Source organism: Nitrosomonas sp. Is35 (assembly GCF_033063295.1).
In the GTDB taxonomy this organism is placed as follows: domain Bacteria; phylum Pseudomonadota; class Gammaproteobacteria; order Burkholderiales; family Nitrosomonadaceae; genus Nitrosomonas.
In genome coordinates this window covers 648,704-669,849 of the sequence record NZ_JAWJZH010000001.1, presented here as the reverse complement: position 1 = coordinate 669,849, position 21,146 = coordinate 648,704, and the positions used below count along the sequence as shown (strand labels likewise).

The window sequence follows — 21,146 nt, the reverse complement described above, 5'->3', positions numbered from 1 at the left end:
CTGATGGACTGCCCTTGCACCGGATCAACAGAATGAGGCCGTAAAGCGCTTTCTGCCATCGAGGAAATGAAGCCGGTATGAAGAAAGCCACGAAAGAGATCAAACAAGAACCGCTGGAAAAGCAACTGTGGAAAGCCGCCGACAAGTTACGTAAGAACATCGACGCGGCCGAATACAAGCATGTCGTGCTCGGATTGATGTTCCTGAAATACATTTCCGATGCGTTCGAGGAACTGCATGACCGGCTAGAAAAAGGTGAAGGTGATCTCGCCGGAGCCGACCCGGAAGACAAGGATGAATACCAGGCGGAAAATGTCTTCTTCGTTCCCGCCGAAGCGCGCTGGCCGCATCTGGTGGCGCACGCCAAGCAACCCGCTATCGGCACTCATGTCGATACCGCCATGGACGCGATTGAAAAGGAAAATCCATCGCTCAAGGGCGTGCTGCCCAAAGTCTACGCGCGGCAAAACCTCGATCCCACCTCACTGGGTGAATTGATCGACCTGATCGGCAATATTGCGCTCGGCGATGCCAAAGCGCGCAGCCAAGACGTACTCGGCCACGTGTTCGAATATTTCCTCGGCGAATTCGCCTTGGCGGAAGGCAAGCAAGGCGGCCAGTTCTACACCCCGCGCAGCATCGTCGAACTGCTGGTGAATATGCTCGAACCGTACAAAGGGCGCGTATTCGATCCGTGTTGCGGTTCCGGCGGCATGTTCGTGCAATCGGAAAAGTTTGTCGAAGAACACCAAGGCCGCATCAACGATATCTCCATCTACGGGCAGGAAAGCAACCAAACCACCTGGCGGCTGGCGAAAATGAACCTCGCCATCCGCGGCATCGACAGCTCGCAAGTGAAATGGAACAACGAAGGTTCGTTTCTGAACGATGCGCACAAAGACCTGAAAGCCGATTTCATCATCGCCAACCCGCCGTTCAACGTCAGCGACTGGAGCGGCGAACAACTGCGCGGCGACGCGCGCTGGCAATATGGCACGCCGCCGCCCGGCAATGCCAACTTCGCCTGGCTACAGCATTTCGTCTATCACCTATCGCCCACCGGCATTGCCGGGGTGGTGCTGGCGAAAGGCGCCCTCACCTCCAAAACCTCCGGCGAAGGCGACATCCGCAAGCGCCTCATTACCGATGGCAACCTGATCGACTGCATCGTCAACCTGCCCGCCAAATTGTTTCTGAATACGCAAATTCCGGCGGCATTGTGGTTTTTGAATCGGAATCGCATTGCCGCAACCGTAGGGGCAAATAACGTTGGGGCAAATGATGTACGGGCAAATAATCATTTGCCCCAACAACACCCCCGCCCCCACGAAATTCTGTTCATCGACGCCCGCAACCTCGGCCATTTGATCAACCGCCGCACGCGCGAATTGTCGCATGACGACATCCAACAAATCGCCAGCACCTACCACGCCTGGCGCAATGCCGCCGTCATTCCCGCGCAGGCGGGAATCCAGCCGTATGAAGACATCAAAGGCTTCTGTGCATCGGTGCCGATTTCGCGCGTCGCCGAACTGGATTACGTCCTGACACCGGGACGATACGTCGAGCTGCCGGACGAAGAAGACGATTTTAATTTCCCCGAGCGTTTTGCAGCGTTGAAAGCGGAATTTGAGGCGCAGTTGCAGGAAGAAGAAGCGCTGAACCGGGCAATTGTTGAGAGTTTGGCGAGGGTGAAGGTGTGAGTGAGATTCAAAGTATAGATTCACCAAAATGGCGCGATTTAAAAATCGGGGATATTTTGACACTGGAATATGGCAAGGCACTTCAGAACTATCGAAATGGAAATGGTTATTTTGATGTTTTTGGTACAAATGGAAAAATTGGTGTTACAGAATTATACCTTCATGATGGACCATCGCTAATAATCGGAAGAAAAGGCGCTTACAGAGGTGTTCACTTAGCAAAGTTTCCTTTTTTTGTTATAGACACTGCTTTTTACACAAAAAACAAACTCGAAGATTTGGATGTAGTCTATTTGTATTATTGGTTTAAATGCATTGATATAAACTCAATGGATAGCGGCTCAGCTATACCATCAACTAATAGGGATGAAGTATATGATTTAGATATTCTATTACCTCCTATTGAAGAACAAAAAGCCATCGCCTCCGTCCTCAGCAGCCTTGACGACAAAATAGACCTGCTGCACCGCCAGAACAAAACCCTCGAAGCCATGGCTGAAACGCTTTTCAGGCAGTGGTTTGTGGAGGAAGCGGAGATTCAATCAGAAAATCAATTGACTCTAGGAGAGTTAATTGAAAGTGTCTCGATAACACATAGACTCCAGACAGATACGATTATTTTTCTCAATACTTCTGATATTTACAAAGGGGATGTTTTAAATAACTCTCAAGTCAATGTTAACTCGTTACCTGGTCAAGCAAAAAAATCAATACAACGGAATGACATTTTATTCAGCGAGATAAGACCAGCAAATGGAAGATGGGCATATATACATTTTGATGCAGAAGATTATGTTGTATCTACAAAATTAATGGTGCTGCGATCAAAAGGATTTTTGAGTCAAGCTTTTGTTTATTTCTTCTTAACAAATTCTCAAACTGTAGATTGGTTGCAGCTATTGGCTGAATCACGTTCAGGTACTTTTCCGCAAATAACTTTTGATCAGTTAAAGGATCTAAAAATAAATATCCCTTCGAAATCAATCCTGAGTAATTCAATTGAATGGTGCGAATCTGCACTTAAAAAAATTAATTCCAATTCAACACAAATCCGCACCCTAGAAACCCTCCGCGACACCCTGCTCCCCAAACTGATGAGCGGCGAGGTGCGGGTCGATTATCCGTAGGGGCAAATAATCATTTGCCCCAACAACACCGCATAAAAGAACACCATGACCTACAATCCAACCATCCATCGGCGCAAATCGATTCGATTGCAAGGTTATGATTATTCACAGGCTGGAGCCTATTTCATTACCGTTTGCACCCATAACCGGGCGCCGTTGTTTGGGGAAATTGTTGATGGGTTTATGGCGTTGAATACAGCGGGGCAGATCGTTGAAAAATGCTGGTGTGCGATACCCGAGCATTTTCCGCAGGTCACATTGGATGAATTCGTGGTGATGCCCAATCATGTGCATGGAATTATTACCGTTGGGGTAAATAACGTAGGGGCAAATGATTATTTGCCCCAACCATCCAAAAAAACACCCCGGCCATTACAACATGGCACATCCCGCACGATTGGATCGATGGTGAGGGGATTCAAAATTGGCGTTACCCGGTGGTTTCGCGCCAATACCGATATTCATGCGGTTTGGCAGCGCAATTATTATGAGCACATTATCCGCAACGAGGATGCTTACCTGAAAATCGCGGAATATATTCAAACCAATCCGCAGCGCTGGGAAGTCGATACTTATTATGTATAAGGGCCAATGATTATTGGCCCCTACTTGTCTTCGTGCACAACAAAGTGCATCATTCGATGACGTATCCGGAGGAAAGCCATGAGAACCACCATCGTATTGGATGACGAATTACTGGAAAAAGCGCAAGCCCTGACCCACGTTCAGGAAAAATCCGCCTTGGTTAAAGAAGCCTTGAAAGCCCTGATCGAGCGCGAGAGTGCCAAAAGGCTGGCCAATTTGGGCGGTACCGAAGCGCAGTTGGAAATCATCCCTCGCCGGCAAACCAGCGAATAACCGCCGGAATGATTCTGGTCGACACCTCGGTCTGGATTAACCATCTGCGCAATAACGATCCGCATTTAGTCCGCCTGCTGACCGGAAACAGCGTATTAGGTCATCCCTTTGTTCGTGGCGAACTGGCGCTGGGCAATTTGCGCCAGCGTGAAACCATTCTGGCCGCACTGGATAACCTGCCCCAGGCCCCCGTTGCTTTTACCGATGAAGTGAATGTGTTCATCGAAAAACATGCTTTATATGATTTGGGCATCGGATTGATCGACGCGCATTTGCTGGCTTCCACACGGTTATCCGGCCATACCCGGTTGTGGACACAGGATAAGCGGCTTCTGGCGGCTGCGTTACGGCTTAATTTGGCAGCACCGGTTCACGATGTCTAAACTCACCGAATCCGCCATTGAAGCACTAGCAATTCAACTATTCGAACAGCTCGGTTACAGTGCTATTTATGCGCCCGATATCGCGCCCGACGGAGATCAGCCGGAACGCACCCGCTATGACGAGGTACTGCTCATCGGCCGTTTAAGCAAAGCGTTGCAACGCATCAACCCAGGTATGACGGCTACAGTATTACAGGCTGCCTTGAAAGAGGTTGAGCGCATTCACTCGCCCGAATTACTGACTAACAATGAAACCTTCCACCGCCTGCTGACCGAAGGCGTCAAAGTCAGCACTCAGCACGAAGGCAATGAGCGCGGAGATATCGTCTGGCTGATTGATTTCGACAACCCCGGCCATAACGAATTTGCCGTGGCCAGCCAGTTCACCGTGATCGAAAACAACCTGAACAAGCGTCCGGATCTGGTGGTGTTTGTGAATGGCATGCCGCTGGTGGTGATCGAGCTCAAAAATGCCGCCGATGAGAACGCCAGCATCCAATCCGCATTCCGGCAACTGGAAACCTATAAACGCAGCATTCCTAGTTTGTTTACCTACAACGCCTTGCTGGTGATTTCGGATGGATTGGAAGCCAAAGCCGGTTCGTTGTCGGCGGGATTCAGCCGTTTTATGACGTGGAAGATTCCCGATGATGTCGGGGCCATGCATGGTGTGGTAGGGGCAAATAATCATTTGCCCCAACAATATTTGCCCCCACGGGTTGAATTGGAAACCCTGATCAATGGCATGCTGAACAAAAGAACCTTGCTCGATCTGGTGCGGCATTTTGTGGTATTCGAGCAATCCAAGAAAGAAGACCCCAAAACCGGTGTGATCAGCATCAATACGGTGAAAAAGATTGCCGCCTACCACCAATATTATGCGGTAAATGCCGCCGTGGCTTCCACCTTGCGCGCCGCCGATATGAGCTCATCCAGAGTCATGCAAAGCCCGGCCAGTTATGGGTTGCCGGATGTGACGCAGCAGCCCAGGGGAGACAAAAAAGCCGGTGTGGTATGGCACACGCAAGGCAGCGGCAAGTCGCTGTCGATGGTGTTTTATACCGGCAAGATCGTGCTGGCGCTGAATAATCCCACGATTGTCGTCATTACCGACCGCAACGATCTGGATGATCAACTGTTCGATACTTTTGCCGCGTGCAAACAATTGCTGCGGCAAGAACCCAGGCAGGTAGAAAACCGCCAGCAATTGAAAGAACTGTTGCGTGTCGCCTCCGGTGGCGTGATTTTCACCACGATCCAGAAATTCCAGCCAGAGGAAGGCAACGTGTATGAAGAGCTTTCGGATCGCGGCAACATCGTGGTGATTGCCGATGAAGCGCACCGCACGCAATACGGATTCTCGGCCAAAACGGTGGACGACAAGAATGCCAGTGGTGAAGTGATCGGCAAGAAAACGGTGTACGGTTTTGCCAAGTATCTGCGCGATGCGCTGCCGAATGCCACTTATCTGGGTTTTACCGGCACGCCGATTGAAAAGACCGACGTCAATACCCCCGCTGTGTTTGGCCATTATGTGGACATTTACGATATTGCCCAGGCGGTGGAAGACGGCGCTACGGTGCGCATCTACTACGAAAGCCGCTTGGCAAAAGTCGCGTTGAGCGAGGAAGGCCGGAAACTGATCAAGGAATTGGATGATGAGTTGGATCAGGACGAACTGACCGATACGCAGAAAGCCAAAGCCAAATGGACGCAAATGGAAGCGCTGATCGGCAGCGAGCGGCGCATCCGGAACATCGCGCAGGATCTGGTGAGTCATTTTGAAGCACGGCAGGAAGTGTTTGCCGGTAAGGGCATGATCGTGTGCATGTCGCGCCGCATTGCCGCCGATCTGTATAGTGAGATCGTCAAGCTGCGCCCGGATTGGCATGCCGATGATCTGAACAAAGGTGTGATCAAGGTCGTGATGACGGCGGCTTCCTCCGACGGCCCGGTCATGGCGCAACACCACACTACCAAGCAGCAACGCAAGCTACTGGCCGAGCGCATGAAGGACAACAGCGACGAACTGAAACTGGTGATCGTGCGCGACATGTGGCTGACCGGGTTCGATGCGCCCGGCATGCACACGCTGTACATCGACAAACCCATGAAAGGCCACAACCTGATGCAAGCGATCGCTCGGGTGAATCGTGTTTATGGCGACAAGCCCGGCGGATTGGTGGTGGATTATCTCGGCATCGCGTCGGACTTGAAAGAAGCGTTGTCATTCTATTCCGATGCGGGCGGCAAAGGCGATCCGGCCTTGCTGCAGGAGCAGGCGGTACAGCTCATGCTGGAGAAACTCGAATTGGTAGCGGCGATGTACCACGGCTTTGCGTATGAAGATTATTTTGCGGCCGATACTTCGAGAAAACTAGCTTTAATCCTGGCAGCTGAGGATCATATTCTCGGCTTGGACGACGGCAAGAAGCACTACATCAATGAAGTGACCGCACTGTCTCAGGCGTTTGCCATCGCCATCCCGCATGAACAAGCACTGGATGTGAAAGAGGAAGTAGCTTTCTTTCAGGCGGTGAAAGCGCGCTTGGCCAAATTCGACAGCAGCGGCGGCAAAACCGATGAAGACATCGAAACCACCATCCGGCAAGTCATTGACCGGGCTTTGGTATCGGAACAAGTGATTGATATCTTCGATGCCGCCGGAATCAAGAAACCCGATATTTCCATCCTGTCCGAAGACTTCCTGGCCGAACTCAGAGATTATCAGCATAAGAATGTCGCGTTGGAAGTGCTGAAAAAACTGCTCAACGATGAGCTGACAGTGCGTACCAAAATCAATCTGATGCAAAGCCGTTCGTTGATGGAAATGCTGGAAAACGCCATCAAGAAATATCACAACAAAATTCTGACTGCTGCCGAAGTGATCGAGGAGCTGATCAAGATCAGCAAGGAAATCGTTGCGTCTGATAAGGAAGCCGGCAAACTTGATTTATCCACCTTTGAGTATGCCTTTTACACTGCCGTCGCCAGTAACGATAGCGCCCGCGAGCTGATGCAAAACGACCAGTTACGCGAACTGGCCATCGTATTAACCCAGCGCGTGCGCCAAAATGCTTCCATCGACTGGACCATCAAGGAAAGCGTGAAAGCCAAGCTGAAAGTGATCGTGAAACGCACGCTGCGCCAATTCGGTTACCCGCCGGATATGCAATTGCTGGCGACTGAAAGGGTGTTGAAGCAGGCTGCGATGATTGCCCATGAGCTGGCAACAGCCTGAGCATGCAGGAAGACATGCAGACCGGTATAATGGATAGCGGTTATAGTGCTATACTCGAGAGCCTGTTGTAAGGGTGGAAGAAATAACCGGGGCTTTTTCTTTTATTCCGCTTATTACAATCTTCTAACGTTAAATATAATGCTGACATCCGTTGTAACCACGTCTATCAATCATGTTTTACGCAGTGAGCGGTGGGCATGCGAGCGATTGCAAACTTTTACCGGCAAAACGATCGGTATCCGGGTGCCGCCGTTGGTTAACTTCAGTGTGCTCATCGACGCATCAGGAGAAATGCAACAAGCCAGCAACGCTATATGCGCAGACGCGACGCTTACTTTTTCACCGTTGATTGTGTCCAAGTTGCTGACACGGGAAACAAGCGCATTCGATTCGATCGCCATTACCGGCGACCAATCACTGGCGGATGAATTGATCGCGATTGGCAAGCAAATCGATCTTCGTGTCATTTTTGAGCAGGATCTGAGCAAAACGATCGGTGACATTCCCGCCCATCGTGTCGGGCAAGCAAGCGAGCATCTCATACGATGGCCGGTTGAAAATGTTGAGCGCTTGTCGCAGGCACTTGCTGAATATTGGACCGAGGAAAGCGGTTTTCTGACAAAACCCGCGGCTATCGAATACTTTGCACAAGAAGTGCAAAACTTGCAATTCGATGCCGAGCAATTGGAACAACGATTAAACCGGCTTACCCGGCAAAACATCTAAGACATTGAAAAACCATCAGACATGAATAACAATCCATTGGCGTTGTTTTAACGGCCCCGCCAGGCTTCTCTCACCACCGTTTTCTCATCATCCATGCGCCTATTCCGCCTCCTAAAAATTCAATACGTCGCGTTCCAATTCGGATTGGACGAATTTGTCCTGAGCCATAGCCGGCTAAGATTCCTGCGCGTCATTGTCAAGACATTAACCTTCTGGCGGAATCTGGATAAACCACGCGGCGTAAGGTTACGGCTGGCTTTGGCGACGTTAGGCCCGATTTTCGTGAAATTCGGTCAAATGCTGTCGACCCGGCGCGATATATTACCGCAGGATATCGCCGACGAACTGGCCAAGCTTCAGGATCAGGTGCCGCCTTTTGCTTCCGACTTGGTATTTACCATCTTGGAAAAAGAATACGGCCAGAAGGTTGAAGAAGTTTTTTTCAAGTTTGATTCGACACCCATCGCCAGCGCATCGGTCGCGCAAGTTCATCTGGCGGTGTTGCATGACGGCACCGAAGTCGCTGTTAAAATATTGCGTCCCAATCTCGCAGAAGTCATTGCCCATGACATTGCGTTGATGGACACCGGCGCCTGGCTGGCTGAAGCGCTATGGTCCGACGGCAAACGCTTGAAATTGCGTCAAGTCGTGTCGGAATTCGCCCGGCACCTAGATGACGAACTGGATCTGATGCGCGAAGCGGCCAATTGCAGCCAGTTACGCCGCAATTTCCTGGATTCTCCACTGTTACTGGTGCCCGAAGTGTATTGGGATTACTGCCGCAACAGCGTGATGGTGATGGAACGCGTCAAAGGCATTCCGATCAGCCATGTCGACGAATTAATCGCGCAAGGCACCGATATCCCGCAACTGGCGCGCGTTGGCGTGGAAATATTCTTCACCCAGGTATTCCGCGATGGTTATTTCCATGCCGATATGCACCCGGGAAACATCTTTGTCGGCAAGGATGGCCGCTACATTGCGGTCGACTTCGGCATTATGGGAACGCTCAGCGATGAAGACAAAAATTATCTGGCACAGAATTTCCTGGCTTTTTTCCGCCGTGATTACGCGCGTGTTGCGCAAGCGCACGTCGAGGCCGGATGGGCGCCTAAGGATACCCGGGTAGACGATTTCGAATCCGCTGTTCGGGCTGTCTGTGAACCGATTTTTGACAAACCGTTGAAAGAAATTTCGTTCGGACGGGTACTGCTGCAATTATTCCAGGCCTCGCGGCAATTCAATGTCGAAATCCAGCCGCAATTGGTACTGCTGCAAAAAACCCTGCTCAATATCGAAGGCCTGGGGCGCGACCTGGATCCGAATCTGGATCTGTGGAAAACAGCGAAACCTTTCCTGGAAAATTGGATGTCGGAACAAATCGGCTTGCGCGGATTTGCCAGCCGGGTACAAAAAGAAGCACCCAACTGGGCTGTCATCCTGCCGGAATTTCCCCGCCTGGTCCATCAGATGCTGTCCGAGAACCGCAATCACGAACTGGAAAAAAGAATGACCGATCTGGTCATTGAAGAGAAACGGCAAAACCGCTTGCTGGCGCTTATCGCAATCTTATTGGCAGGATTGCTGGCTTGGCAGATATTTCAATAATCACAAACGCCATTAATCCAAGCCCAACGATATCGCCTCAATTCGTAACCTGTTCCACGCCCTGTGACGAAAACAAAAAATTTATAGCACACCCGGAAATTCCAGACACCGGAGTCTGACCGCAAAAATAGTATACACGGACGTCCCTCCTCCTTCCTGCTCTCCCCCGGTTCGCCATAATCATTAAACAAATCACGTACTAAAATCTGGATTTGTAAGTTTATTTTCAAGATACAGGGTTTCCGGGCCATTACTGTGTTACAGTCCCTGCATCGCTATGGCAAATTCTATTGATAAAGCCGAGCTGAAAGCACTCTATCAGCATCGCTGGCAACCCAACCTAAAAATTCCTCTGTTTTACGGCATATGGATAGGGCTCGGTATCATCGCCTGGCAAGCCCCGCATTGGTCCATCGTTTGGCTTTGTTATCTGGCGATGGGTTACATGCAGATGGGCATCGTGACTTTTATGCATGATTGCACACACAGCGTGCTGTTTAAGGCCAAGTGGAAGAATTGGGTATTCGGCGTTTTCACCATGATACCGCTGGTCATTTCATTCACCGCTTTCAAAGAAGATCACCTTCTTCATCATCGTTTTAACCGTTCCGCTAAAGATCCGGATGCATTCACGATGGGCAAGCGAGGGATCGGTGATCACATTCTCTTTTATGCCTATGCCGTCATTGGCGTACTGCTGACAGCCATCCAGTTCGTTATTATTTTTCCCATCCAAAAATTACGGGGCGCGAAAGCCCTCGCGCATTGGAGCGAAATAGCGCTGCATGCGATGATTACCGTCAGTATTTTTGAATGGGCCAGCAGTCAGGGAATTGCGGCTGAGGTTTTCGCACTATGGTTCTGGCCGCTCATTTTCTTTGGATTTTTCAATAGCGTCCGTTTTGTGGCGGAACACTATGGAACGCCCTGGAATGCCGGTCAGCTTGCCGGTACCCGCACCATTATCAGCAATCCGATGAATTCATGGTTCTGGAACAATATTAATTATCACATCGGGCATCACGTATACCCTGCGGTACCTTGGTACAACCTTCAGAAACTGCATGTGCTCATGCTGCCGGAAATTAACCGCCAGAATGCCATTATCGATAAAAGCTACTGTGCGGTTTTCTTGGATGCCATGATCAATGGACCGGAAAGTTTGAGACGGAATATCGTACGCAATGAAAAACGGAACACTACATCAGCAGATGCTGATTCACCATCCGCTCCCACTGGCACATCTCTAAATAATTAATCGATTTAATTATTCCCGATCCCTGTGATCAGGAATAACAGCCCAATGCTGGCAGGTTTGGTACATGCTCCATCAATTTAACCAGCACGATCGGCCATTGAATTTATACATTCAGCACGGCAATAAACTTTGATAAAGTATCAGTTTTCTCACCGGGAAACGTAATGGCACTGCTCGAAATCCGGAATGTGATCAAGCGGTTTGGACAATTCACTGCCGTCGATAACATCAGCATAGCCATTAAAGCCGGTGAATTCTTTACGCTGCTGGGCCCGTCCGGTTGCGGCAAAACGACATTGTTACGCATGATCGCTGGGTTCGACGCGCCCGACGGCGGGAAAATTCTGCTGGACGGTGAAGACATCGTCAGCTTACCGCCGGAGCAACGCCCGTTTCATACCGTTTTCCAGAGCTACGCCTTATTCCCTCATATGACGGTTGCCAGCAATATCGGATTTCCGCTGAAAATGGCGGGTAAAACACCGGCGGAAATTAAAACCCGGGTGGCCGATACTTTGGCGGAAGTCGAGCTGACTCCATTCGCCGATCGTTACCCGCATGAATTATCCGGCGGGCAAAAACAACGCGTGGCATTTGCCCGGGGGCTCATCAATCAACCGCGGCTATTATTGCTGGATGAACCATTGGGCGCTCTGGACGAAAAGTTGCGGGAAAACATGCAACGCGAGCTGATCAATTTGCAAGCCAACGCCGGTGTCACGTTCATTTATGTCACGCACGCTCAGAACGAAGCCTTGGCGTTGTCGCATCGCATTGCCGTGATGAATCAAGGCAGAATCGAACAGATCGACGAACCATCCCGGATTTACAATTTCCCAGTCAACCGCTTCGTGGCCGATTTCATTGGTAAGATCAATCTGCTGAGTGCCCGGGTGATCGAGGTTTCCGCTTCGGATTTAAAATTAACAGTGACAGGACTGGGAGAAGTCATGGTGCCGTTCAGCGGCCAAGTCAAAGCGGGCGATCAAGGTGTTTTCGCCGTGCGTCCAGAACAAGTCCGGATCGTTGCACAATCCCCGGAGACAGCGGTTGAATCGCAATTACTCGGAAAAATAAAGGATTTCCTGTATATCGGCGATGTCACCACGTATATCATCGCACTGGCCAACGGCACATTGATCGAAGCATTGCTTCCCAATTCCGTACCGGGTCATGCCAAGCTTTTTGACATCGGCGATTCCGTAGTTATCAGCTGGCAAGAACAATCCGCGCAATTTTTGCCTGATTGACCCAATTCCGGGTTTATTCCTTGCAAGCAAAAGAAACAGGATTCTGCGCAAGCCGGATTGCATCGGCCGCGATACTATTCGCTCTTATTGTTTGCGATCGCAATCAGGCTCAATGGATTCGGTAAAAAATGATCGAAACCACAAAGCTTCAAATCCTCCTCAGTCCAATGCGATCGATGATTCTCCAGGGGATTTGCCTGGACTTCTTGTTCAATAAATTCCTTCGGCGTGCTGATCAGGACAGAACCCTTGCATACCCGCCGGCATTCTTTTAGAAAAATGACACCCTGCTCTTTATCAAAATGCTCCAGAATATCGATGGCAAGCACTAAGTCGTAAATTTTATCCCCTAGCGTCGGCAGCAATTTCAGCGCCTCGCCGATGAACAAATTGGTGTATGAATACTCGTGCACCGGAGTAATATAGCCTGCAAAACCTTCAATCCCGTCGATTCTAATCTTCCATTGATCCCTACTGCGTTGGCGTCCATTTGAACCGTCAATTTCAAAAAGATTTACATTTTCCAAATTTGTGCGCAGCAAAAATCCATACTGTCCCATTCCAATGCCAATATCGAGAATTGATTCCGGATTCTGCTGCTCAGCGAAACCAACGATTGTGCTGAGCTGATTACTATAGCTAAATGGCATTTTCTTTTCCTTTGATGGGATTCACGTCAATTGATTGATAAGTTTTCACGGGGTCTAAGTATAGGGGAAAAATAAATGCGTTTTATACCAAAAAATGTACCGGCCAGGTCGCTGTACATCGAATCGATGCCTATATTAATTAAAAATCCCTTTCATGACCCTGGTGTAAAATAATCGCACGGAAACTTCAAGCTGCATTCCACTGGATCAATAGCCCAATTAAAAACATGCAAACATCCAGCCGCCTCGTGAAATGGCTCATCAGCGCACCGCCGCTCGCTTTCTTGCTGATATTCTTTGCCGCGCCGAGTTTGATCATGATCTTTACTTCATTCCGCCTGCCAGGTGAATTTGGCGGACTGGCGCCGGTTCATATCCTGCCGGGAAATACAGTCGAAGATTCCGGCTTGACGGTTGAAACGTATCGATTTTTCTTCAGCGATTTCATCTACTTCGAGATATTCCTCAAATCGTTCACAGTAGCCGCCTTCACCACAGTCATTTGCATCGCCATGGCTTATCCGCTGGCGTTGTTGATCGCCCGCAGCGGGAAGAAATTCCGTAACTTGATGATCATGCTGGTGGTGCTGCCGTTCGCCAGTAATTTTCTGATCCGTATTTATGCCTGGATGATCATCCTCGGCCCGGAATCCGCGCTCAGTCACATGATCAACAGCGTACTGGCAGTTTTCGGCATGGCGCCGGTCACCCTGCTGTTTTCTCCGTTCGCGGTTCTGATCGGGATGATTTACGTGCACTTACCGTTCATGATCCTGCCGTTGTACACCAATCTGGAAAAACACGACCCCATTCTGCTGGATGCCGCGCAGGATCTCGGCGCAAACCGCTGGCAGCGCTTCCGGTATGTCACCTGGCCGCAGTCGCTGCCCGGCATATTTTCCGGGTCGGCGCTGGTTTTCATTCCCGTTCTCGGCATGTTCGCCATTCCCGACATTCTGGGTGGAACGGGCGATATCATGATCGGCAACCTCATCAAGGATCAATTTCTCGGCACGCGCGATTGGCCGTTCGGTTCGACGCTTTCCATCATGCTGACGCTGGCGGTACTGGGCATCGCCGGATTATTTTCCTGGCTTGCCAAACCGGTCACCCGAATTACATAAAGCCATGCCTAATTTTCGTGCAAAACAATCCTCATCGCACCGCCTGACCGCTTTGTGGATCGTCTCGATTCTGGTGTATGCCTTTTTGTACATTCCGTTGATCATTGTGGTTGTATTTTCATTCAACGATTCGAAGCTCAATGCCGAGTGGGTGGGATTTACATTTCATTGGTACAAAGCGTTATTGCACAATCATGAAATGCTGGAAGCCGCGCGTAATTCATTGATCATCGCGGTCAGCGCCAGTTTTCTTGCCACCGTGCTGGGCACCATGGCCGGTTTGGCGATTCATCGCTACAAACTCAAAGTATTGCCGGTTCTAGCCTTTACCCCGGTGGCTATGCCGGAAATCCTGCTGGGCGTTTCATTGCTGCTGTTTTTTCTGCAAGTGCTCAACCTGACGCTGGGCATGCTCTCCATCATCATCGCCCATACGACTTTTTGCATTGGATTTGTCGCAATTATCGTACGCGCACGCTTGCAGGGCATGGATGAATCCATTTTTGAAGCGGCCCGGGACCTGGGCGCAACACCGTGGCAGACTTTCCGGCAAATCACGCTGCCACTGATCAGACCTGCCATCATCGCGGGTGCATTAATGTCGTTCACGCTATCGATCGACGATTTCGTCATCACCTTCTTCACTAAAGGCGTGGGTGATCCGATTCTGCCGATCCAAATCTATACGATGATCAAAGTGGCGGTCACGCCGGAAGTGAACGCCGTCTCCACTTTATTGATGCTGCTGACATTAACGCTGATTATCATCGCCACGCGCTTCGATAACAGCATGCTGGGCAAATCCTAATCGTCATGATCGATTCGTTGCCGCGTTGGGTTCGTTTGAGTGTGACATTATTCTTCGTCGTGGTAGCCGGATGCGCGCCGCAATCAGACGATGCCGTGCACGATCAAGCGGCTGCGCGCGTCCTGCAACTATTCAACTGGAACAATTACATCGCGCCGGAAACGATCGAGCGCTTTGAAGCGCAATGCGATTGCCGCGTCGAACAAGATTATTTTTCCGACAATGAGGAAATGCTCGCCAAACTCGCTGCGGGCGCGACTGGCTATGATTTGATCGTACCAACCGGCAACGCCCTGGATACCCTGATACGCCAAGGCGTTCTGATTCCGCTGGATAAAGCATTGCTGCCGAACCTGAAAAACATTCATCCCGCTTACCTGAAGACACGCTTCGACCCGGACAATCGCTATTCCGTTCCGTATGCTTACACGCTGACATTACTGGGATTCAATGCCCACAAAATGCGCGAACTGGGTTTGCCGGTGGATACCTGGGCCGTTATCTTCGAACCGGAATACCTGCAGAAAATAAAAGGGCGCGTGACCGTGCTGGACAGTCCGCGCGAGTTGATGGCGGCGGCGTTGTTATACCTAGGTTATGCCGCGAACGATCAAGATGAGGCGCATTGGAATCAAGCCAAGGAACTGATCATCCGCGTCAAACCTTACTGGGCTGCATTCAGTAACACCAGTTACATCCGCGAAATCGCCATCGGCGATTTATGGGTGGTGCACGGTTATTCGAACGATTTATTTCAGGCGGCCATGGATGCGCAAAAAACCGGACGGCATTTCACCATCGATTATGCCATTCCCAAGCAAGGCGCGGTCATGTCGCTGGATAGCATGGTGCTGCATAAAAGCGGAAAACATACTGACTTAGCACATCAATTTATTAATTTCATGCTCGATGGCAAAAATTCCGCCGAACTGACCAACTTGATCGGGTCTGGCAATCCTAACCGCGAAGCCAAGTCATTCATCAAGCCGGAATTAGTGCACAATAAAGTGATATTTCCGGACGAGGATACGTTATCGCGGCTGGAGATGATCACGGATCTGGATCACAAACAACGCCGGGTGCTCAGCCGTATGTGGACGGAAATAAAATTGCGTTAAACTTACCTTCTTTCACATTCTTTCCAGGAATACTCATGAGTTATTATCAGCACCATGTTTTTTTCTGCACCAATCAACGCGAGGGTGGCGCCAAATGCTGCAACGATTTCGGTGCGCAGGAACTGCGCGATTATGCCAAGCAGCGCATTAAATCGCTGAAGCTGAGCGGCCCAAAAAAAGTCCGCATCAACAACGCCGGATGCTTGGATCGCTGTGATGAAGGCCCGGTGATCGTCATTTACCCGGAAGAAACGTGGTACACGTATATCGACAAGGACGACATTGACGAAATCATCGACGAACATCTGATCAAAGGAAACATCGTTGAACGCTTGAAAATCTGATTCACTTTGCTGACACGCATTGAGACCGATAACTTGGCACTGGCTACGCAAAAGTTTTTCATCGATGGCCCCGCGGGCAGGCTCGAAACCGTTTTGGGCGAACCTCAATCGGTTCCCAAGGGAATTGCCGTCATCGCCCATCCGCACCCGCTACACGGCGGAACCATGGATAACAAGATTGTGCATACTTTATTCACGACTTTGCTGGAACTTGGATTTATTACCGCTAAATTCAACTTCCGGGGCGTGGGCCTGAGCGAAGGTCAATTCGATCATGGCAGCGGCGAGATCGACGACGTGCTTGCAGTCACGCAGACCCTACGCGAACAGTTCACACATCAAGTCACGGATATTCCACTGCTACTGGCTGGGTTTTCATTCGGTGGAGCGATTCAACTGCACGTTGCCGAGCGACTGGCTCCGGAGTTTCTGATTCTAGTCGCACCCTCGGTGGTTAATCTGCAAGCGCCGCCAGTGCCTGAAACGACGCAATGCGCTTTGATCGTGCAAGGGGACAAGGATGATATTGTATTACCTGAAGCGGTGTTGACATGGGCGGCGCCCGTATCGCAACCCATTGTTTTCATACCCGGCGCCGGGCACTTCTTTCATGGCAAGCTGACGATACTCAAGCAGCTGATACTCAACTACTTTTCCAACCAGCTTTAATAAAACCCGCAGCGGATTTTATTCCACCAGCCGGTGTTGTATCGCGTACCGTACCAGTTGCGCATTATTCTTCATATTCATCTTTTCCAGAATGCGCGAGCGGTACGTGCTGACCGTTTTGACACTGAGCGACAGTTTATTGGCGATGGCAGTTAACGATTCACCGGCAACAATCAGTTTAAACACATGAAATTCGCGATCCGAAAAGGTCGTGTGGGTTAATTTATCCGATTCCATCACCGGATTGAATAACAGCTTCTCGGCCAATTCCGGATTGACGTACTTCCCACCTTTCGCCAAACGGCGAATCACGTTAATCAACTGATCCGTAGGACTGTCTTTGGTCAAATAACCGGAAGCACCGGAGCGGATCGCGCGGATCGCATATTCCTCTTCCGGATACATACTGAGCACCAACACACATGACGAAGCATTGGTCGTTAATATTCTCTTCAGAATATCCAGACCGTTGATATCGGGCAGGTTAATATCCAGCAGCGCGATGTCCCAGTCAAATTCCCGTGTTTTCTTTAGAATATCCTTACCGTCTATGGCTTCCGCAACGACATTGATATCGTCCGTCTCGTTAAATATCCTTTTCAGGCCATCACGAAATAAAGCGTGATCATCCGCAATCAGAACGTTAATCATGAACTAATTCCCCGACATTGGTTACCGCAATGGTCAGCGGTATTTTGAGTGTTACGACACTGCCCTGAAGGGGAGTACCGGCTATTTCCAGCGTACCGCCAAACTGTTGTGTTCTCTCTTTCATGCCTATAATTCCAAATGACTCGGGATTCAGCAGTTGTGATTCCGTAATGCCAACGCCATTATCTTTAATGGTAATCACAATATCCGTATCATCTTCAATGAGTTCGATATCCACTCTCGTGGCGCGCGAATGCCGGGTGATATTGATAAATATTTCCTGAATTATTCTAAAAATACTGGTTTCAAAGTTCTTGTTATTACAAGATATGGCCGATATGACGGATTCCAAGTAGCATTTTATATTAGTACGCTGTTCAAATTCACGCACCAGCCATTCGATGGCACCATACAACCCGAGATTATCCAGTACATTAGGCCGCAAATTGATTGACACCCGGCGCGCAGTCTCAATTGCCTCGCCCGTCAAGGCATACAGCGATTTTATCCGCTCATGCATGGGATCCGCCGTAATTTTTTTTGACAGCCAATCCAGATCCATTTTCAGAACGGTCAATGTGCCGCCCAGAACATCGTGTATTTCCCGGCCGATCCGGGTTCTTTCCTCTTCCCGGACATCCTGCAGATGCGTCGTTAAATGGCGCAGATTCTCGATCATCCGCTTTCGTTCCGTAATGTCTTCAATCATGCATAAATAACAGATTTCCTGGCCATCCATGGATTCAAACGGCACCAGGGACATCTCGATCCAGATGATGGACATATCCGTCCGCAACACTCTTTTGACTATTTTGCTATCGTGCGATTGATGATGAATGAAAAGCTCGATCTCCTTCCGATAGGACAGCACATCGTCCGGGTGAATAATGTCCGATTGATTGAGGTGGAGAAGCTCGTCTACGCTGCGGCCCGCAATGCAGGCATACATTGGATTGACATCATAGTATTTTCCTGTCTGCAAGTTGATAAGGGCAATTCCCAGCGGCGCTTTCTCAAACACTGTCTGGAACCGCTTTTGCGCCTTTCTGCTCCCCTCTTCCAAGCGCTTCCGTTCGATTGAATACCGGATGACACGCGCCAGAACCCCTTCGGTCAGACTGCCTTTCACCAGATAATCCTGCGCACCCGCCTTGATCGCTTTGATCGCCAGTTTTTCATCATCTCTAAATGACAGAACTGCAATAGGAATACTCGCGGCACTTTCACGCAGCCGGTTGATTGTCGTAACCCCATCGCTATCTGGCAATGTCAGATCGGACAGAATTAAATCAAACGGCTGCTTGCGGATTAATTCGAGCGCGGAACTTAATCGTTCGGCATGAACCACGGTAATCTGATCGCCCATCGCGAGCTGTAAATCATTTTGTACGAGTATGGCATCCGTTTCATTATCTTCAATCAACAAAATATGAATTTTAGATGAAGTCATGATTAATCAAGGCTCTGATAAAACAGAAGAAGTAAACCAAAAATCCTTGATCGATTTTGCAGTTCTTATACAATCGTCAAAATCCACCGATTTTCTGATATAACTATTGGCATGATGGTTGTACGCCGCTTTGATATCTTCTTTTGTCACGGAAGAGGTATAAACGATGACGGGAATTCTCTTGAAATCGGGGTCTGATTTCAGCTCGGTTAAAACTTCCAACCCGCTTTTTCTCGGCATATTTAAATCCAGCAGGATGATATCCGGACGCGGCGCAGATAGAAATTCCCCTTGCCGCCTTAAAAACTCCAGTGCGTAAACGCCATCCTCAGCGACATACACTTCACAATTTCCCTCACAGAATGCAAAAGCCTCTTTGATCAATAACACATCGGTCGGATTATCATCGATCATCAGGATCATTCTGGGATCAACATTTCTTTTTTGTTGCATCTTAATAACTAACTTTCGGAATTGTGAAATAGAACGAAGAACCGATGCCGGGCGCTGATTTGACCCAGATTTTCCCGCCGTGATGTTCCACCACTTTCTTGCAAATGGCCAAACCAATCCCGGTACCGGCATATTCGCGGCGGCTGTGCAAACGCTGGAATACCCGGAAAATACGTTCCAGATACTGCTCTTCAATGCCTATGCCGTTATCGATGACCGAGAAAATCCATTCGCTTTGATTTTCTTCTACTCCGACATGGATTTGGGGCAATTGATCTCTGCGAAACTTGAGCGCATTGTTGATCAAATTGGTAAACAACTGAATAAACTGGAAGCGAATACCTTTGATCACGGGAAGTTTATCGTGGGTCACTACCGCGTTGCATTCGCCCACAATGACGGATAAGTCAGTCAACACATTCTCCAACAGCAGCTCGCAATCAATTTCTGCGAGCGTTTGGCATGCATTGACTTGTGCATATGTCAGCAAGTCATCAATGAGGATTTGCATCCGGTTGGTACCGGCCACCGCATGTGTAATCAATTCCCTGGCGCGTTCATCCAGTTGCTGATCGCAATATTTTTTAAGTAGTTGAACGAAGCTGTTAATGGCACGGAGCGGCTCTTGCAGATCATGCGTAACAACATACGCAAATTGTTCCAGCTCATCATTAGAGCGGGCTAATTCCGCTACTTGCTCTTCCATTTTTTGTTCCAGTTGCTTGTAATTCGTTACTTCAGTTCGTATCCCCACGTATTGATAGGGCAATCCGTCACCGTCAAGAAAAGGCACTATCGTCGTGTCGACCCAGTAGTACGTGCCGTCTTTGGCGCGATTCTTGATTTCTCCTCGCCAGACCTGACCCTGGGTGATAGTAACCCATAAGTCTTTCATGAATTCTTTAGAATGGTAGCCGGAATTAACAATGCTATGATCTTGCCCGATTAATTCACTGGTCGAGTACTTGGAAACCAGGCAAAAATTTTCATTAACATAGCGTATTTTTCCGGTTTTATCGGTTATCGCAACGATGGAGTGAGCGTTAAATGCGCTTTCGATCATCCGGACATCATGCACTAATGCATTTTGGGCGTCAGCAAGCTTTTTTTGTTCCAGCCATAATCCGAGGTCACTGGCGATATTTTTTAAAAATAACGTGTCTTCATTTTCCGGCCAGCTGGTAACACGCATATCCTCGGAAAGTACGCCCACTTGACCGGCAACATCGCCATTTACCAGCAGCGGGACAGAAAATTTATGAATCAACAAAGACCCGGGTTCGCCTGCTGCATAAAAATTGCCATCAATTTCTATGAAAGGAAAAATCAGATCATACGACTGCCACGCAAGCCGCATGTGTTCAATCAGCTGCTGGCACAGTTCATCAACAGAATGTATCCGCAACATGGCGCGTGAAATTTCATATAAACACGCCAGTTTAGTCAGTCTCTCCTGCGTCTTGGTCTCGGCGATTTCTGAATGATCGTTGCCATCATGAGATATGCATGAAAGCAATTGCATTCCATGCGCTGGCATTTTTGCAATTGATTTCGCCCCGGAATGCATCCCTTGATTATCCGGTGCATCCCAGAGCACATCTGGAGAAAATTTTTCTACCCAACCGGATTCTTTCCGTGCATTCATTCGCCATCAATCCATATGCATATATTCAGATATCTGATCATCGCTACCATCTCAATCATTAGCTGCCATTCCGGTTGGAT

The 21,146-nt window shown here is 49.3% G+C and carries 20 protein-coding genes; 15 read left to right on the top strand and 5 right to left on the bottom strand.

The genetic code is table 11. The annotated features are described in order from the left end of the window. Positions 1-77: 77 nt before the first annotated feature. The 10 genes from R2083_RS03095 (at position 78) to R2083_RS03050 (ending at position 12,154) form a co-directional block, all read left to right on the top strand. Positions 78-1,703, top strand: a complete 1,626-nt coding sequence (locus tag R2083_RS03095) for a class I SAM-dependent DNA methyltransferase (RefSeq protein ID WP_317537472.1) — start codon at positions 78-80, stop codon at positions 1,701-1,703. Next, complete coding sequence (locus R2083_RS03090; protein ID WP_317537471.1) at positions 1,700-2,830, top strand: restriction endonuclease subunit S; 1,131 nt, start codon at positions 1,700-1,702, stop codon at positions 2,828-2,830. Before R2083_RS03095 ends, R2083_RS03090 begins: the two co-directional genes overlap by 4 nt. A 45-nt stretch (positions 2,831-2,875) precedes the next feature. Next, positions 2,876-3,415 carry a transposase gene (locus R2083_RS03085; RefSeq protein WP_317537470.1) on the top strand — a complete coding sequence of 180 codons (540 nt, stop codon included), beginning with the start codon at positions 2,876-2,878 and terminating at the stop codon, positions 3,413-3,415. A 78-nt stretch (positions 3,416-3,493) separates the two neighbouring features. After that, positions 3,494-3,688, top strand: coding sequence for a type II toxin-antitoxin system VapB family antitoxin (locus R2083_RS03080; protein ID WP_317537469.1), 195 nt, complete (start codon positions 3,494-3,496; stop codon positions 3,686-3,688). 8 nt (positions 3,689-3,696) lie between these two features. Continuing rightward, positions 3,697-4,071 carry a type II toxin-antitoxin system VapC family toxin gene (locus R2083_RS03075; protein ID WP_317537468.1) on the top strand — a complete coding sequence of 125 codons (375 nt, stop codon included), beginning with the start codon at positions 3,697-3,699 and terminating at the stop codon, positions 4,069-4,071. Next, positions 4,064-7,312, top strand: a complete 3,249-nt coding sequence (locus tag R2083_RS03070; RefSeq protein WP_317537467.1) for a type I restriction endonuclease subunit R — start codon at positions 4,064-4,066, stop codon at positions 7,310-7,312. Before R2083_RS03075 ends, R2083_RS03070 begins: the two co-directional genes overlap by 8 nt. A gap of 138 nt (positions 7,313-7,450) precedes the next feature. After that, positions 7,451-8,038, top strand: coding sequence for an SCP2 domain-containing protein (locus R2083_RS03065; protein WP_317537466.1), 588 nt, complete (start codon positions 7,451-7,453; stop codon positions 8,036-8,038). A gap of 93 nt (positions 8,039-8,131) precedes the next feature. Next, on the top strand, positions 8,132-9,646 hold the full coding sequence (gene ubiB / locus R2083_RS03060) for a ubiquinone biosynthesis regulatory protein kinase UbiB (protein ID WP_317530024.1): 1,515 nt from the start codon (positions 8,132-8,134) through the stop codon (positions 9,644-9,646). Between the two features lie 277 nt (positions 9,647-9,923). After that, positions 9,924-10,904 (top strand): fatty acid desaturase family protein, encoded by a 981-nt coding sequence (locus R2083_RS03055; RefSeq protein ID WP_317537465.1) that lies wholly within the window; start codon positions 9,924-9,926, stop codon positions 10,902-10,904. A gap of 164 nt (positions 10,905-11,068) precedes the next feature. Next, on the top strand, positions 11,069-12,154 hold the full coding sequence (locus tag R2083_RS03050; protein ID WP_317537464.1) for an ABC transporter ATP-binding protein: 1,086 nt from the start codon (positions 11,069-11,071) through the stop codon (positions 12,152-12,154). 74 nt (positions 12,155-12,228) lie between these two features. Here R2083_RS03050 and R2083_RS03045 read toward each other — a convergent pair whose 3' ends face one another. Further along, a complete protein-coding gene (locus tag R2083_RS03045) occupies positions 12,229-12,804 on the bottom strand; it encodes a class I SAM-dependent methyltransferase (RefSeq protein ID WP_317537463.1) in 576 nt (191 codons plus the stop codon). Positions 12,805-13,031: 227 nt separating this feature from the next. On the opposite strand from R2083_RS03045, the gene R2083_RS03040 reads away from it, so the two are divergent. From R2083_RS03040 to R2083_RS03020, 5 genes are read left to right on the top strand one after another with little or no spacing between them, the layout of a single operon-like run. Next, positions 13,032-13,928: an ABC transporter permease gene (locus tag R2083_RS03040; protein WP_317537462.1), complete on the top strand. Its 897-nt coding sequence runs from the start codon at positions 13,032-13,034 to the stop codon at positions 13,926-13,928. Positions 13,929-13,932: 4 nt separating this feature from the next. Beyond that, positions 13,933-14,736 carry an ABC transporter permease gene (locus tag R2083_RS03035; RefSeq protein WP_317530019.1) on the top strand — a complete coding sequence of 268 codons (804 nt, stop codon included), beginning with the start codon at positions 13,933-13,935 and terminating at the stop codon, positions 14,734-14,736. Positions 14,737-14,741: 5 nt separating this feature from the next. Continuing rightward, positions 14,742-15,854, top strand: coding sequence for a spermidine/putrescine ABC transporter substrate-binding protein (locus tag R2083_RS03030; RefSeq protein WP_317537461.1), 1,113 nt, complete (start codon positions 14,742-14,744; stop codon positions 15,852-15,854). A gap of 35 nt (positions 15,855-15,889) precedes the next feature. Then, positions 15,890-16,198 carry a (2Fe-2S) ferredoxin domain-containing protein gene (locus tag R2083_RS03025; RefSeq protein WP_317537460.1) on the top strand — a complete coding sequence of 103 codons (309 nt, stop codon included), beginning with the start codon at positions 15,890-15,892 and terminating at the stop codon, positions 16,196-16,198. Between the two features lie 6 nt (positions 16,199-16,204). Then, positions 16,205-16,867, top strand: coding sequence for an alpha/beta hydrolase (locus R2083_RS03020; RefSeq protein ID WP_317537459.1), 663 nt, complete (start codon positions 16,205-16,207; stop codon positions 16,865-16,867). Between the two features lie 18 nt (positions 16,868-16,885). On the opposite strand, the gene R2083_RS03015 is transcribed toward R2083_RS03020, so the two are convergent. The 4 genes from R2083_RS03015 to R2083_RS03000 are packed head-to-tail and all read right to left on the bottom strand — an operon-like array spanning position 16,886 to position 21,066. After that, a complete protein-coding gene (locus R2083_RS03015; protein ID WP_317530015.1) occupies positions 16,886-17,518 on the bottom strand; it encodes a response regulator transcription factor in 633 nt (210 codons plus the stop codon). Continuing rightward, positions 17,511-18,968 carry a response regulator gene (locus R2083_RS03010; protein WP_317537458.1) on the bottom strand — a complete coding sequence of 486 codons (1,458 nt, stop codon included), beginning with the start codon at positions 18,966-18,968 and terminating at the stop codon, positions 17,511-17,513. The genes R2083_RS03015 and R2083_RS03010 overlap by 8 nt, the downstream gene beginning before the upstream one ends. 6 nt (positions 18,969-18,974) lie before the next feature. After that, positions 18,975-19,382 (bottom strand): response regulator, encoded by a 408-nt coding sequence (locus R2083_RS03005; RefSeq protein WP_317537457.1) that lies wholly within the window; start codon positions 19,380-19,382, stop codon positions 18,975-18,977. A 40-nt stretch (positions 19,383-19,422) separates the two neighbouring features. After that, a complete protein-coding gene (locus R2083_RS03000) occupies positions 19,423-21,066 on the bottom strand; it encodes an ATP-binding protein (RefSeq protein ID WP_317537456.1) in 1,644 nt (547 codons plus the stop codon). Positions 21,067-21,146 lie beyond the last annotated feature (80 nt).

Bases quoted from the DNA above. Each gene is read 5' to 3' on its own strand.
- R2083_RS03075 (WP_317537468.1), top strand. From the start codon at position 3,697: ATGATTCTGGTCGACACCTCGGTCTGGATTAACCATCTGCGCAATAAC.
- R2083_RS03010 (WP_317537458.1), bottom strand. From the start codon at position 18,968: ATGACTTCATCTAAAATTCATATTTTGTTGATTGAAGATAATGAAACG.
- R2083_RS03080 (WP_317537469.1), top strand. From the start codon at position 3,494: ATGAGAACCACCATCGTATTGGATGACGAATTACTGGAAAAAGCGCAA.
- R2083_RS03045 (WP_317537463.1), bottom strand. From the start codon at position 12,804: ATGCCATTTAGCTATAGTAATCAGCTCAGCACAATCGTTGGTTTCGCT.
- R2083_RS03030 (WP_317537461.1), top strand. From the start codon at position 14,742: ATGATCGATTCGTTGCCGCGTTGGGTTCGTTTGAGTGTGACATTATTC.
- R2083_RS03095 (WP_317537472.1), top strand. From the start codon at position 78: ATGAAGAAAGCCACGAAAGAGATCAAACAAGAACCGCTGGAAAAGCAA.
- R2083_RS03000 (WP_317537456.1), bottom strand. From the start codon at position 21,066: ATGAATGCACGGAAAGAATCCGGTTGGGTAGAAAAATTTTCTCCAGAT.
- R2083_RS03050 (WP_317537464.1), top strand. From the start codon at position 11,069: ATGGCACTGCTCGAAATCCGGAATGTGATCAAGCGGTTTGGACAATTC.
- R2083_RS03040 (WP_317537462.1), top strand. From the start codon at position 13,032: ATGCAAACATCCAGCCGCCTCGTGAAATGGCTCATCAGCGCACCGCCG.
- R2083_RS03085 (WP_317537470.1), top strand. From the start codon at position 2,876: ATGACCTACAATCCAACCATCCATCGGCGCAAATCGATTCGATTGCAA.
- R2083_RS03070 (WP_317537467.1), top strand. From the start codon at position 4,064: ATGTCTAAACTCACCGAATCCGCCATTGAAGCACTAGCAATTCAACTA.
- ubiB (WP_317530024.1), top strand. From the start codon at position 8,132: ATGCGCCTATTCCGCCTCCTAAAAATTCAATACGTCGCGTTCCAATTC.
- R2083_RS03025 (WP_317537460.1), top strand. From the start codon at position 15,890: ATGAGTTATTATCAGCACCATGTTTTTTTCTGCACCAATCAACGCGAG.
- R2083_RS03035 (WP_317530019.1), top strand. From the start codon at position 13,933: ATGCCTAATTTTCGTGCAAAACAATCCTCATCGCACCGCCTGACCGCT.
- R2083_RS03055 (WP_317537465.1), top strand. From the start codon at position 9,924: ATGGCAAATTCTATTGATAAAGCCGAGCTGAAAGCACTCTATCAGCAT.
- R2083_RS03005 (WP_317537457.1), bottom strand. From the start codon at position 19,382: ATGATCGATGATAATCCGACCGATGTGTTATTGATCAAAGAGGCTTTT.
- R2083_RS03015 (WP_317530015.1), bottom strand. From the start codon at position 17,518: ATGATTAACGTTCTGATTGCGGATGATCACGCTTTATTTCGTGATGGC.
- R2083_RS03065 (WP_317537466.1), top strand. From the start codon at position 7,451: ATGCTGACATCCGTTGTAACCACGTCTATCAATCATGTTTTACGCAGT.